The following is a 15,183-nucleotide window of genomic DNA, read 5'->3' on the forward strand; positions in this document are numbered from 1 at the left end:
TAGAAAAATACAACCTTGCTTTTATTTACATTTCATACCCATAAATATTCGACTTTATCCAATCGTATCCCATTATTTTACGTAAATTTCACAGTTTAATCGATGAACTGGAAGAAAAGATAGAAACTTCACATTTATGGATGAAAAGTATAAAAAATTTATTGCGGATATTAATCAAAATCGGGCATTATTTTTGATGTCCATATATTGCTATCGACAGTATCACCATAAACAGAAAAAAAACCATTAAAGTTTAACTTTCCATAAAAATCATGATTTAATTCTGTAAAAAGTTTTTTATCACCACCTATTAACCAAATCAATCTATAATCATTTTCCTCTAACCAATTATCAAGTATGTCTTTTCTGCATAAAGCAAAGCTAGAGCCATTTTCATCAACACTTGGATCTTGAAAAACAATTCGCCCCGAAGAATCAACCCAATTATTAACAGACAAAGCTTTTCTCTTTAAACCTAATGAATGAATGAATTGTGGTGAGGGAAGAAAAAAGTTTATGCTATCTTTAACAGAAGCATCATTAGTACTACCCTCATATTCATATTTTGAGATTGGAGAAAAGGCTTCTAAGTTTTCATCTATATGTTCCAATCTACATCCAAAACCTTCTGATAAGTCATTTAGATAATCACCTACACAAGGATGCCAACAATGCTCGCCTAGAAAAGAGTGATAACCCATTCGAAGCGTTTCAATTAAATCAGGATTACAAAGTTCCTGTCCAACAACCTTTTGTTTAAATTCAGAAAAACATTGATTAGATATGATAACTGGATTAATTCTATACCAGAAATCTTGATATGGAATTTTATCTTTATCCAATTTTGGTTCTTTTCTAAATTTCACAAAGCCTGCTAAAGTATACCAATTTATATCGTACTCATCTTTTACTATAAGAGCTTTATTAAACTCAGGTATGTTCTTTTCAGTCCAAAGCCATTTCTGTAATTCATTTATCTTATCGCTCGTAGCAAAGTTTATTGAAATTGGTTGCCACCAGGTATTAGTGTTATTTACTGACCAACCATCATCTCCTGTTCTTCTAATCAATAATGTTGGATCGATATCTCTTTCACCAAATTGCCAACTTCCAAGGAAATCAGTATAAACTGCTTCTGAGAAACGACTATCGGGCTTCACTCGGAAACTATCTGTTAAATAGGCTAAATATTCATGATAAGCGATCCATTGGTATTTTTTACCGATTCGCTCTATCAAGGGTCTACTTCCGCCATTAGAAGATAAGTTTCTGTCAAATGATTTAAATAATTCATCACTCCAACCAAGCTGCATTGCTCGAAAATAGATCCATCTCTGTGCTTGTTTTTTTGATTGCATCACAATATGGTGGTTAGGTAATTTAAATACCCATTGAGCTTGAATTTGTTGCAGTGGACTAAGTTTATTTTTGTTATTTTCTAAAAATAATTGTATTTTTGTTTTCTCTTTACTTTTATTATTTTTATGAAAAGGAATAGTTTCATTACTTTCTGGATTATGATCAAAAATAATTTGTTCTCTGCTACTATTCAGCATATCTTCTAAAAAATTATCAAAATTTAAAGAGTTCCATAACTCAGATTCTTTTAACCTTTTCAAAGAAAGATAATTTTCTTCTGCTAGAATTAAAGCTTCTAACTCAATGGCTAAAGCTTCTGGTAAGTCTTTTGTAAATCTTATTTTCTCATCTAATCCTACCCTCATATCTTCTATATCTAATTCAGTACAAGTAACTTCATCAATAGCTCCCATACTGTAGCAATAAAAGTCAGACATAGAACTCATAACAGAATAATAAATCTCATTTTTTTCATGATCAGCAATATTCAAAACATGAATAGGGTCTTCTAAAGTCCACTCTTGTTTATACGGAGGTAAAAAAGATTCTTTTTTTAGATCAATAGGAATACTTTGTGTATGTTCTGCATATAGCAATATGCTTACAATATAGTCTCTAAATAGAATATGTGGGTAAGGATATTTATCTTTGATATGATGTTCTAAAACCCATTGGCTTATTTTAGACGTATAAGAGTTATCTTGAAGATTTGTTAATACCCCATAGACAATAGCGTAAACTCTTTCATTAATATAAGGATCATTTATTTCATAAAAGTTTTCAAGAAATAAGATAATTTTCTCTGGAATAAAACATAGTAAATGAGCAGCTGCCTTGGTTACTTCATCTCGTAGTTTTCTATTGGTAGTTGATGTTATCCAAGTTAATGCTATAGAACATAAGTAGAGCCTTTCTTCTTCTGCTAAAGCAATCTCTTTGCTCAAAGCCCATTCGATTAATGCTCTAAGGTTGGACTCTGTTTCATGTTCCTCTTCAACTTCATCAGCATATGCCACATAAGTTGACCAATAAGAATCTCTTGAAGAGAGAGACATATTTTTAAGCCAATTATTTAAGAAAATTGCATTCAATTTATGAGTAGGTTCTGTTGCTAATGCAAATAAAATATTTATTCTATGATCTTCATAACACTTGTTAGGAATTTGATGAAAAATTTCTATTGTTCTATCAGTGAATGACCTTGTGCTCCGACTTATTAGAGTTTTAACAAAAATCTCTTCAAAAAAATAATAGTTTAGAGTTTCAATAGGAAAATGGTCAATCAACTCAGTTTTAAATTTATCAGCTATGATAATATTAAGTGCAGACCAGATTCCTAAAAACTTAGAGCTGTTCTGCTTTGATTTTAGAAGTTTAAAATTATAATTTTCATTAAATGCTTTTTCTAGTTGATGAACATTTTGTATCCCTGACATTATACTAATAGCAATCAAGTAATCGCTAAATCTTTCAAAAGTAAAACGAACAACCACATTAGAATTCGTTTGATCATATATCTTATTATACTCAATATCTTCGGATATCAAACCTTCTTCTAGCATCAAATCATATAAACATTCACCTGAACCATTACGTGAGTCTACACTATTAATTAATTCAAATGCTTCTTCAAATTTCAGCCCATAAACATTATCTGGAAACAGTTTTTCTGCTAACTGCAGTAAGGCATTATAAATAACCTTTTCATGCGGTCTATATCCCTTAACTTTAGAAATTTTATTTTGGGCACTTTGAATATAAAACTCAAAAATATTTACTATTCCATGTAACCCTTTAGGAAACTCACTCAGACCCGCTTGTTTTATTGCTTTACAGCATGTCTTAAGAAAAAGGGGGTTCGTGTATTCAGGAGCTAATATAGGTACAGATGGCTTAACAATCCCCTGTCTATTTAGATAAATCGAAGCAGCTCTATGCTCAAACCCTTTAAATCCATTGTGTTCCTGTTGAGTAATATTAGTTCTTAAATCTTCAGGAAAGATATAGTTAAGATAGGTGGATCTACAACTGACAACTATACTTATATGTGGATATTGGCTAATTTGATGAAAAAAGCTGATCAACCAGTCATTCCAATCTCTACTAAATCGCCCCTCATTAATTGCATCAATTATGATCAAGAGATTAGACTTATCTGCTTCTCCACAAGCATCCAATGCTCCTAAAAGTGTACTATCATCTATTATTGCTAGATCTAATTCTCTTTTTAAAAAGTCTAGAGGATTACCACCCTGATAGTGCTGCCCTAACATAAATACCGTAGATAATCCCTTACCCATTCTCGTTAAAGCAATATCACACAACATGTGAGACTTACCATTCCCAGCATCCCCATATAATAGAAACTGCCTTGTATAAGCAGCTTGAGTCGTTTTATCCGTAAAAAAATTCAATAGATTAGTTGTTATATCACTAAATTTATAAATATCATTTTGATATATTCTTACAGTTTCTACAGTTTTTTCATGATCAGAAGCAAAATGATAAACTCTAATAAGTTCAGAACAAAATTCTTGAATTTTACAAAATACTGAAATATATATTTCCAGCTTAGAGAACCAGTCTTTATATTTCAAACTATTTTTTATATCTTTAATAGTAGTATTTATCAAACTCCATTTATCTTGATAACTTATATTTTTAACTAAATCTTTAAAATAATTCTTATCACAACTTTCCAAACGTAAAAGAGCTTTTTCCACCTCATCAACTATTGAAAGCCATTCATATACGTTGGAGTTCAATAATTCTGTATATTCTTTTGTTCGCCCTAACCCATCAAATATTTTAGTTATAGGTAGATCCACATGAAATTCTGGTGTAAAACGATCACCTAAGGAAAGCCTAGACCTGTTAATGATTTTTTCAAAAATATCTTTAGTCAGGATTAACTCATCAAACCAATATTTTGCTCGTCCATTAAACAATGAATTATCCCGTTGGCTTAGCATTAGTAAAATGTCATGCTTTCCCCAAAAATGGAAATTTACCTGCATATTTCTTTTTAGAGCTTCTTTTTCCCATTTATTACAATGAGTATTCCATTTATCTCTGGCACTTACGACCTGCTTTCCTCCACGCCCTATTTTTCGGCTATCTGGTAAATCTTGAGGAATACAAACATAATAATTTGTGATATTTGGATGTTTATCCAATGCTGTTAAAACCGAATCACTAATTTGAGTCCATTGAGAATCATCAATATTCTCTAAAAAGTATTTAGCCTGCCAAGCATGTTCTGCACCATCATCAAGTATCCAATAACACTCTACACCAGCATCTCCACCAGCCCCCTCTTTCCTTTCAAAGATTCTAGCATTTAAAGGAGGACTCAAATGAGCCAATTGACAGATTAACTCTTCGAATCCACTATTTTTGCTACTATCAAAAGTTCTTATATTTGAAAAATTTAATTCTGTCATATCTCAAAACTAAGGCAAGGTTAAAAGTAGGTCATAGTTGGCTAAACGTTTAATAGGTAACTTTCCCCATTCGCCTACTCTTGGAATAATAGCTGAATTATTAGATAGTTTTTCCAATAACTCTTTTAAATTAGAGGTGGCATTAATATTTAATAATGGTAGTATTTTTTCACAGTATTTCTCTGAAACTGATTTTGCAAAAATTTCATAAGCATCATGTCCATCATGATATAGCTGCAAGGTTGGATTCCAATAATCATAACTATTACTTTCTATATTTTTTGACATCAAATTTAAATAACAAATAAAGTCTGACTGGCATAAATGATCCAGTCCTATGAATTTTATTGAAAATCTTCTTTTGAGAAGCTCACCAAATGATGAATACCAGTTTTTCCCTTCGACTTCTGAAAAATAAAATTTAAGTGATTCAACATCTTTATTTAAAAAGTCAAATTGTTTGATCTTTTTTGAATGACTAAATTCTCTACAACAGTAATACGGTTGATTTAGTAGGAATGAAATAAGATGAAATTTTTCCATTTTTATAAAAATTGCCAATGTATAGAGAAATAGTTCATGTGCAATAAATTTATAAAAATCAAAATCCCACTCTCTATAGGTATAGCTTGTTTTTCCATTTGAATTTGGATAGAAATATTGTGACATTCCCTCAAAAAAACGATGAAGAGCTAACATGCTGTCCTCAGTTGCAGCATGTGAAGCGATTGTATATAGCACTCCAATAATTTGCTCTAGAGGTTGCTTAAACTCTTCAATTCTATTAAAAATTAATTTTGCATGATCAACAGGTTCTAAATCATCAGAATATTCTAATTTGAATCTACTTAAATTCTCTAGCACTGTATCAAAATATTCATTCACTGCTCCTTGAGCATTGGGCTTTCCACTCTTAAGCAAATCTATACATCGCCTTGCTAGTGCATCAGTCCCAAGTAAAGAAACTTTTTCTTCTAAGATATAACTTGGTGGCTTCCCTAGCTGGGGTCGTTGATGCAAAGGTTTATCAAATATCCATCGTACTAATTGTTCAAAATTTTGTGTATATTTATCATCGTTACTCAAATCAATATGGATTCTACCTGAGTAGTACACTGGTATAAAAGGATTTCCTTTATCATCAACCTCTGCAATAACAGCTACAAATTTCGTTTGTTTAACCTCATTATAAATTTTTGAAGAAATAATCTGTGTTTCAACGCCAACCCCCTTTTCCCTATCATCAGCTCGACTCTTGTATTTTTTATCACAGATCATAATAACTTTTGTAATAGTCTCATCTGCCACCATTTGTTCCATAAAGTGGTAAGGATCCTGCCCCTCTTTTAAATCCCATTTATCAAATTTTACATCAACTCCTGATTCTGCTAACTCATGAGCTAACTTTAAAACCCAATCCTCGTGTTCAGCAGAAGTCCAACTATAAGAAATAAATAGCTTTGGTACAGTCATCATCTATTACCTTATTTTTTGAAAATTTTACTTAACTTTAAGAATATATTTTCATTCAAAATTTATTGCTTAACAAGTTCTAGCAGAAATGCTTTCAATAAATTATTACACTCTAAAAGAATCTTATAAACTAGAAAAAAATTTCTAAACAAAATTTTAATCAGCAATGACATATTTGTATAAAAATACTAATTAAAAAATATATAGGATTAAGTGATAGATTTATTCTATTAGGCATTTAATATAAACTGACCTATTTTATAAAAATTTATAGTTCACACGTGGAGTTAAGACTGACAAGAGTTTTTTATTGTCAATCTTAAGACAATAAGATAAATAAACTACTTGCCAACAAATTCAGCAGCCATGTCAATCCATGCAGACAGGTTATTATAACCATTATCTTTATTCCAATTATACGCTTTATATTCATTAGGAAGCATCCATCCACAAAAATCAGATGTCCCATGCCCAAGTGCATTAATTTTGCTAATATTTATTTCTAGCAACCCATTTCCTCTCTTAATACTTTCTTCTATTTCATACTTCACCCATTTACTTTGATTTGTATTTTCTCCAACAAGTACGACTGTTACTGTCGTACCTTTTAACTGATTATCAATCCAGTTTTTAATAGCCTCATTCCCTTGTTTCTTTACAGCCTCAAAGTCTGCCTTATCAATGAAACCAGCTGAATCCTGTGTGACCGAACTATTACGAACAACCATAGCTCTTGCTACATCTTCATATTTAAAACTAAAAAATACTTTTTTCGCCACTTTCGTATTCCTAAAATAGTTAATTCTTTCAGTAAGATAATTTAATCTAAAAATTCACCCTTAAGTTATATCTATCAACATTTTTTCTATTCTCAACTGCCTTTTCAAGCCACGTATCAAATTGACTTAAAAATTGAGCCCATGTACAAGTCACAACATAATTTGGGTGCAAATAACTAACTAACAATGGTTTAACATTATTCTTATTCAATTTAATAATTTCAAAACCGAAATTATAGTTATTCACATAGTTATAACTACCTGTTATATCGGGCAATATAACTTCCAAAATTGCATTAGGATTACTATAAGTTCCTTTTCTACTTTTTGTTCTTAATGAATATGAAATTTCCCAAGGAATCCATTGATCTTTTTCAAAAGGATATAGGGGTTTCATATTAGGAGAAATTAAGACAATAGTAATTGAACTATCAAATATCTTATCTGCTAACTTTGATTGAATTGTTGCTTCTTTAAAAGTAGCCAATGATTCACCATCATTTTCACCTTTATTAATATGTCCATATCTAGGTAATAATTTTTGTTGAATTATGTCCACATAATGGCGTGGTGTTGTCAGTTCCCAAGTATAAGTCGTATTAAGTTTTTGGACACTTGAATCAGCATATTTATACGAAATAAAAATTTTATTCCCCACTTAAAATCCCCCCAAATAATTCATCAAACAATGGTAAATAACAAAAATTCGTAAGTAGACGCTCATCCTCAAATTGATTTTCTGTATATAGAATTTTTGATGCCGCACCACTTGATGCAATTGGAAAAACAGGAGTATGGGGATGTGATGCTCTAAATAATCTATATTCCTCTTCAACTCCTTCCATACCGCCAATAAAGATAGCAGCACAGAAACTATTTTCAACAATCATCTTTTTGCGCAGCAAAGCAAGACTTGCAGTTCTGTCTGGTAGTGCATCAGTACGAATTATTTCTTCAAAATAAGTATTTTCTGGAGGAAATAATTTAGCAAAAAAATTAGATTGATAAAGTTTGACATGCTCTTTTACACTTAAATTCTGCTTCTGTAGAACAGCTCTAATTAATGGAGTAATTGATGGATGCCCCCCCCATACAAGCTGCGCTTTAGGTAAAACTATTCGAGCTAATGCAACGACTGCATCTCGTATAGCCGTGTTATCTGCTGTATCAATATATTTAAAATCTCTATCTGATAAAGGGATACTTGCAGACAAAAATATCTTTTTCAATTCGCTAGCCATTCTGACACCTTACCAATTTCTTTAGTTTTAACAGGCAAATGCTCATTTAGCCAATTTAAATGGCGTAACCATATATCACGAATATGAATCTCATCATACAAAATAAAAATTTGATTCAATTGATCCTGATAAATTGCTTTTATAAGTGTCTGCGATTCTTCACAATTTAATGCTTTCGGTATACCAAGTGCTGGTACAACTATTGATTTTTCCCCATTTTTCTCTAATTCAATAAACTTATGGCTAGATAAAGTTGCTGTTACTTGAAATTTTTCAGCATACTGCATAAATGTTGAAATCAATTTATCTTGTCTAGAAGCCAACGTACGTGCTCTTAATGCCTCAGTAAATTGAACGATTTTCATCAAACAATTCTCTTTTAACTTACCAGTAACATTTCTAAATTCATTACTGATAAAGTCAGATACTTCTAATTTTAATACTTCTGACAATTGTGCACCTTGGACTACTGTAAATTCAGGCCATACAACTTGCACTAATCCAATAGAACAAAGGTTTGCATTTGTCAATTCTTGTTGAGTCCATTCACTCTCTAAGTAGTTTTCTGTACTTAAAAGGATCACAACATCACTATCAATCATACGTTGCCATAATTCATCTTGGAATGGTTCTGATTTGCGAATAGAATGTGTATCTAAAAATACATCAAAATTATGTTGCTCAAGATATTCATATAATTGAATTGCTACACCAGACGAATCACTTCTTTTATAACTGACAAAAACTCGTCTTTTAGATTTAAGTAAATTAAAAGCCTCTAGAGCATTATTTACTATCTGCTCAACAGCAACATCGACTTCAAGACCTAAAAGGCTTAGACCATTATAATTTTGAAGTTTAGATGGCACTAAATTATTAAATTCTGATAAATTTTTATCAATCACAGGTAACAACAAGGTAGCATCTTTAACTAAACTTTCAACTAACGTCTCATCCAAAAAACTAGTTGTTGATTGTTGTCCAAAGTAAATACAGAATGCAGGGTTTGCATCCGTATATTCTTCAAAATTAGATCTATCAATTAGTTTAAAAAAAGTTCTTGAAATACCTAGTTCTTCAATTTTTTCAAAGAAACTCTTTTTAATTTTTGGTAAAATTTTATGCTCAATTTCACCCATAAAAATTAGTTGGTAATAGTGCTTCAAAGTAGCCTCTTAGAATTATTAAACAAACCTATCTTAACATCAGTTTCAGCTTATACAAAAGATGAGAATCATATCTTTTTTAATTTTATTCAGTAAACCTCTTGCGAAAATAGGGTTTTTTAATCATTTGGACTTTATACAATACCTTAAATACATTTAAGGTATTGTCTGCTCAAATTTTGACTAACGCAATAGATCTAATCAATTGGTATTTCTTTTCAATTAAATACATTGGTGGTGTACTTTACAGACTCAGCCATCTCTCCAATGTCGATGAGTTTACCTATAAATATACCATGACAGGAAATACCACTAAACATACAAAAAAATAATGCATGGGTAAATGTTCTTTGTAGCGAATGCTTTGGATCATAAGTTTGTTGAACAATTAGCTTTAAACCTTCTGAAAAAGATTTAGTTTACACAACACCCACAGCACCAAGAAAAATATTTAAGCACAATTCATTTTCTTTGCTAAACTTTCAAACATAAACCACTAAACCTATTGGCATCAATGTCTGATTTTAAAATAAGCCCCAGCGAATATCTCACAGTTGTACAGGAAGTTATTCAAGTAGCTTTTACAGATGCAGTCTGGGTAGATGATTAAAAATGGTTTTTCATTTAATAATAAAAATATCTGAGAACAGAAAATGGCAAATATACTTATTAGAACTTGTTGGAATACAAATTATTACCAAGCACCTGCTGGTGTTGGCCATCTTGCAGAAAACCAAATTAATTATGTTAGCAGTGAAGGGTATGGCTTAGAGGAATGGAATTTTAATAAGGATGAATTAATAGATGATTTCCTTTATGGCTATATCCGCCCTAATTTCAAATCATTAGTTGGCAAAATGCATAACATCTATTTCTACACAAAAGATATGCTTGGAAACTTATTTATCGTCGGTCATTATTCTGATGCTTATTTTCAGACAAATGATGAGCGTCAAAAACTAAATAATATCTTTATAGAACAAGGATTAATTCAAAAACGAATTCAACAGTTTTTTACAACTTTACAATCAATCCCTGAATTTCAGCACTGTACATTAGTAGATGTAAAAAATGAATTTAATGGAATGTGTAACTTTAAGCTTAAAGTGAAACCAGACAATGTCATTCTATATAATCCAATGAAGCCTTTCACTGAAAATCAATGGAATCAGCTATCACCAACAAAGAAACTATGTAAACGATATCATGGTTATAATTTTATTCCTGATCTTAGAGAATTTGAAAAGATCATAAACCAATCATCAATTATATCGTCTGATCTATTGTTCAGACGATATAATTGATGATTTCAGAGACCAATTCAAAATGCTGCTCATTCGAAGGATTACCGCCTAAACTTGAAAGATAAGTTAAGTGAAATTTAATCTGCCAAACACTAGAAAAATGTGTGACTATCGGATTCAGTCTAAGCTGGTGATAACTACGTGGTAGAAACTAACTTTCTCTTATTCAAGTCAATTACAATGACTTTGATAAAATCTATTTTAACCCACTCATGAGCGATACTGTACCAATATTCTTGAAGTGTTTCCTCCAATTCATTCAAACTAATTATTCTGTCTTGAATTTTCCAATTTTTACTTGTGGATTGCGCTACTAATAAAAATATTCCACAGCCGGCAGTCTGCTCGCGCAAATAATCACCGACCAGTTGATTTCTTAATCTTTCACATAAATCAGCCCCACTCCAATTTTTATCAAGTATTTTTAACTCAATTGGTACTGGGCTATTTACTACGGGATTATCTAACCTAATATCAGTTCTTTGGCTATTTGCTAATTCATTTTCTTGAGAAATAGAATATTTCGCTTGAGCTTTTTTTCTCAATTCATCTGCTATTAAATTTCTCATCTCTGTTTCTTGTTCAACTCTTTGCCAAGTTAGCCAAGGACTATAGTCGCCATTTTCGAGCCAATCTTTTAGTTCAATTATCCTAAGCAGTGCTAAATCAAATAATTCTTTATGTGTCTTTGGATTTATATTACCTGACTCTTCAAATTGTAATACTTGCTCAATACTCCATGGCTTTAAATCACCACATGACAAAGCAATATTGTGAGCAGTCTTTTCCAACCAAATACGCCTATTTCCACTTGGGTGTGTTTTTAATAAATCTTTAATTGCATAATAACTTTCAGCACACGGAACTTCTTTCAAATATGTAAAAAGTAAATCTCTAGAATCTTGTGCATCATCTCTAAGCCCAGGTGAATATACTCCTGAATTAACTCTATCTATATCATCATCTAGTTTTATGTATTTATGCATCAACGAATATAATTTCTTTAAATATTTAACTTGTTTAAACTTATTGTTGCCTGCTTTTCCATTTATTGAATCTCTTTTACCTGTCAAATGACAAATGAAAACCTGAGATGCTTGAATAGCATCATCAATAGCTAATGATTCCAGCCATCTAGTTAAGTCTGATATCCCCTCTTCAGGGGCACAATCTACATAAAGTGCATACCACCAAGCTTTGTGTTCAGGTAATGCCAATTCTTTTATTTTTTGTTGAGCTAATAATCTAAAATTTGATTCTTGAATACCAGCATTTAATAAAATTTGTACTGCATATCGGTAAGTATCTGTATTTAATAATTTTGAATTTTCTTTTAACCATTCTAAAATTTTAGGCGCGATGTCTTTATGTATCCAAGGAGCATGATAAAATATGTCATCCAAAATATGATTATAATTTTTGCCAGTTTCAGGATTTGATGATTCTAGTTCCCACACAACCTCCGTATTTATAACTTCTATAACTTTATCAGGATAAAATTTATAGATTTTTTCAAGCCAAATAGGAAAACCATTTAACTCCCATGTAATATATCTAAGCGCATTATTTATTTCACTTTCTAGCAAATTACAAGGAAAGTTTTCATTTTCAATTGACTCAATTTGAAGACCTGCTAAACCAAATAGAACCGAAAAAGGTCTAGCATTCTTTTCTAAGAACTCCTCAGAATGTAATTTTGGCTTTAAAAAACGCCAAAATTTAATTGCTGAATCATGATAGTTTTGGGCAACTTTATCACCAAAATCTTTAATTAATCCTTCCCAATTAGACAAATCATCAAAATTCATTCCTTCTATTAAGTAAATATGTTCATTCGTTAATTTACCATCCAATATTCTTGGTGAATTAATCAAATTATCAGAATTTTTTTTCACATATTCAATTAAACTCTTTTTCTGTCTTACCTCTCGTGATCTTTGCTTTTCAAGTAAAGACTTTTGACGATTTTCATGCCCTAGAATTTTTTTTTGTAAATCACTTTGAACTGGTATCAATAATTTTGTTAATTGATCTAAAAGAATAGGATATTTTTTACAAGACTCCTGTATTTTGGTTAACATTTCAGGTGATTTATTTTTCTGAGAATATATAAAAAATGCTCGGTTTAGACTGACCAATTTGTCATCTATAAAATCTTTAGTATCAATATAATTCAATAATCGTTCAAAACTATCAGCACCAAAGTCCCAAAAATGCTCGAAATAATAAATAGCCCCATCATCAGTTAATTTCTTCTGCTCTTTTTTAAGTAAATAGTGGCGTGCTATATCTATTGAATACCAATATAACTTATCATTGAGCTCGTTCCATGTAGGTATAACTTCTCTTAATCTACTATTTTCATTAAAATTATCAAAATCCCCCTGATACTCTAGAGCTCTACCATTAATTAATACTTTTATTATTTTATCCTCAAGTACTAAAGGATTTCGCTCTCTAATTAATTTTTCAATAATTTGAAAAGCTATTTTTAAAGTCCAAGCATATTCTTTCGATATTTGGTATCCTTTTATATCGAAAAAAGGTTCTAAGGTTAACAGTTCTGCTATACCAGCAAGCAACTCATATCCTAGTATAACATCAAGATTCTGTACAAATTCTTCTAAGACTGCAGTTAACCCACTACGTTCAAATCTTTTATATAAAGCTGCATTTTTTAAAGACTCTATGAGTAAACTGATAAACTCTTGATCAGGATCAGTTTCATTCACAAGTTCTACAATTAACTGCCTATCTAGTTTTTCTCCGCTGTGATTTAAATTACCCCAAAGTTCAACTTTTTGTTCTTTCTCCCCACATGCCATAATTGCACGAGTCGACACTCTCCTAGAATATATATTTCTTTTAGAATCAAGAGCAATCGATGTAAGTAAAGAAATACATTTAGTAAACTTTCCTTGCCAAGCCATTCGTCCTAAGAAGAAAATAACATCTTCATTATCATAATAAGTTTTTATCAGTGATAAAACTTCATCTTCTAATTCAAAATCAATAATTTTTGCAATAGAGTCATTATCTCTAATTGTTCGATCATCTTGATTTGTTGCAATTCTTTCAACAAATTGTGAAAAAAATTTTCTACGTATATTTAATGATAACTGTGCAGGGTCCCCACTTTCAAAAGCAATTTCTGGTTGGAGTTTCATTACATCTTGGCAAATCTTTTCATCTAACAATATTAACCAAGGAAGGATGGAGCGAAGTGCTGGTACAATAATTTTTTCTCCAAATTGTTCACTAAACAAAAGCTTTTCTGTTGAAAGTCGATTATCACCCTTTAATAGTTTTGAGAACCATTGAGCTGCGAGAAACTCACGAGTGTCCCTATGTCTAAAACGTACAGCTCCATAAATAATATCGTTAAAAATTCCAGATTCTAATAATCGCAGTATTTCATCATCATTCCAATCTGGAAGAATAGTCGAAGCATTTAAATTCTCTTTGGTATGTGCCAATACAGGAACACCTATATCTGGTCTACAAGTTAATATAACTGCTGCTGCAAGGCGTTGTGCGCCTTCAACTAATTTTGTAAAGCTTATAGGAGTCGATTTTCTAGCTTGCGTATGTGATTCTCTTAAACGTTGTTCAATATTATATTGAATAATGTCCGAACGAGAGCCTAATATACCCTCATCATTCCATTTCAAAATAATATTTTCTAAATCAAAAGGTCTTCCAGCGAATTCTAATAAGTCATATCTTTCAATTTGATTAAGCAATTCTGAAATATTTTCTACGGATCTAATTTCACAAAATATTTTTATATCCTCAATAATTAAGGGGGTAATAGCAAAAATTTTTAATGCACTTTTTAATTGCTTATCATTACCAGATTTATCTTGTTCTTTCTTAACACCATAAAACAGTTCTGTATCTAAAATTTCTTCATCATTTTTAAATCTCCAACTATAAGGGCGACTTGAAATATAAATATGACTTCTACGTACAGCTGTTTTAATTTTTCTTGCAAATTTTTTTATAGCTTTATGAAATTGTTTTGGATTTTCTAAACGAGCTTCGTCTACAGAATCTAAAAAAAACCATGCAGAATCTGTAGAGGCTAACCATTCATCAAATTGATCCTCATCTCCAATTTCAAATTCATTAACAAAATCATTATCTATATCCTCTATTCGAATGAAAAAGGCGTATTTACCATCTGCTTGAATTCTTTTAGCACACTCTTCAAACTCTTTAGTTTTTCCTGCACCTGCTTCAGCAAGAATCACACATCTATATTCAGTTAATAAATCATCCCAACTATTTTTTTCTGCATACTTTATATTCAGTGAATAATCTAAATTAGACACATCTTCATTTTGTTTAGAAGTTATTAATGTAAACTTACGGTTTAATTGGATATAGTCCATGATATAAAGCAGATTTCGATTGAA

Annotated in this window: 8 protein-coding genes; 1 reads left to right on the forward strand and 7 read right to left on the reverse strand. The window is 30.9% G+C overall.

The features are described 5' to 3' along the window. Positions 1 to 170: 170 nt before the first annotated feature. The 6 genes from OSH00_RS10140 to OSH00_RS10165 form a co-directional block, all read right to left on the reverse strand. Positions 171 to 4,802, reverse strand: coding sequence for an NACHT domain-containing protein (locus OSH00_RS10140; protein ID WP_266130328.1), 4,632 nt, complete (start codon positions 4,800 to 4,802; stop codon positions 171 to 173). A 9-nt stretch (positions 4,803 to 4,811) separates the two neighbouring features. Beyond that, complete coding sequence (locus OSH00_RS10145) at positions 4,812 to 6,275, reverse strand: SEFIR domain-containing protein (protein WP_266130329.1); 1,464 nt, start codon at positions 6,273 to 6,275, stop codon at positions 4,812 to 4,814. 341 nt (positions 6,276 to 6,616) lie between these two features. Further along, positions 6,617 to 7,054: a TIR domain-containing protein gene (locus OSH00_RS10150; protein ID WP_266130330.1), complete on the reverse strand. Its 438-nt coding sequence runs from the start codon at positions 7,052 to 7,054 to the stop codon at positions 6,617 to 6,619. A 46-nt stretch (positions 7,055 to 7,100) separates the two neighbouring features. Then, entirely contained in the window at positions 7,101 to 7,712 is a 612-nt protein-coding gene (locus OSH00_RS10155) for a TIR domain-containing protein (protein WP_266130331.1), read from the reverse strand. After that, the gene (locus OSH00_RS10160) at positions 7,702 to 8,295 is read right to left on the reverse strand and encodes an SLOG domain-containing protein (RefSeq protein ID WP_266130332.1); all 594 of its coding nucleotides are present in this window, start codon (positions 8,293 to 8,295) and stop codon (positions 7,702 to 7,704) included. The genes OSH00_RS10155 and OSH00_RS10160 overlap by 11 nt, the downstream gene beginning before the upstream one ends. Continuing rightward, positions 8,280 to 9,434: a toll/interleukin-1 receptor domain-containing protein gene (locus OSH00_RS10165; RefSeq protein WP_266130333.1), complete on the reverse strand. Its 1,155-nt coding sequence runs from the start codon at positions 9,432 to 9,434 to the stop codon at positions 8,280 to 8,282. Before OSH00_RS10165 ends, OSH00_RS10160 begins: the two co-directional genes overlap by 16 nt. Positions 9,435 to 10,114: 680 nt before the next feature. Here OSH00_RS10165 and OSH00_RS10170 point away from each other — a divergent pair. Beyond that, positions 10,115 to 10,765, forward strand: coding sequence for a hypothetical protein (locus OSH00_RS10170; protein ID WP_266130334.1), 651 nt, complete (start codon positions 10,115 to 10,117; stop codon positions 10,763 to 10,765). 137 nt (positions 10,766 to 10,902) lie between these two features. On the opposite strand, the gene OSH00_RS10175 is transcribed toward OSH00_RS10170, so the two are convergent. After that, complete coding sequence (locus OSH00_RS10175) at positions 10,903 to 15,159, reverse strand: NACHT domain-containing protein (protein WP_266130335.1); 4,257 nt, start codon at positions 15,157 to 15,159, stop codon at positions 10,903 to 10,905. Positions 15,160 to 15,183: the final 24 nt, after the last annotated feature.

The organism is Acinetobacter nematophilus, from assembly GCF_026344175.1.
In the GTDB taxonomy this organism is placed as follows: Bacteria; Pseudomonadota; Gammaproteobacteria; order Pseudomonadales; family Moraxellaceae; genus Acinetobacter; species Acinetobacter nematophilus.

Coding starts and splice junctions, on each gene's coding strand:
- OSH00_RS10140 (WP_266130328.1), bottom strand. CDS start 4,802: ATGACAGAATTAAATTTTTCAAATATAAGAACTTTTGATAGTAGCAAA.
- OSH00_RS10145 (WP_266130329.1), bottom strand. CDS start 6,275: ATGACTGTACCAAAGCTATTTATTTCTTATAGTTGGACTTCTGCTGAA.
- OSH00_RS10160 (WP_266130332.1), bottom strand. CDS start 8,295: ATGGCTAGCGAATTGAAAAAGATATTTTTGTCTGCAAGTATCCCTTTA.
- OSH00_RS10165 (WP_266130333.1), bottom strand. CDS start 9,434: ATGGGTGAAATTGAGCATAAAATTTTACCAAAAATTAAAAAGAGTTTC.
- OSH00_RS10170 (WP_266130334.1), top strand. CDS start 10,115: ATGGCAAATATACTTATTAGAACTTGTTGGAATACAAATTATTACCAA.
- OSH00_RS10175 (WP_266130335.1), bottom strand. CDS start 15,159: ATGGACTATATCCAATTAAACCGTAAGTTTACATTAATAACTTCTAAA.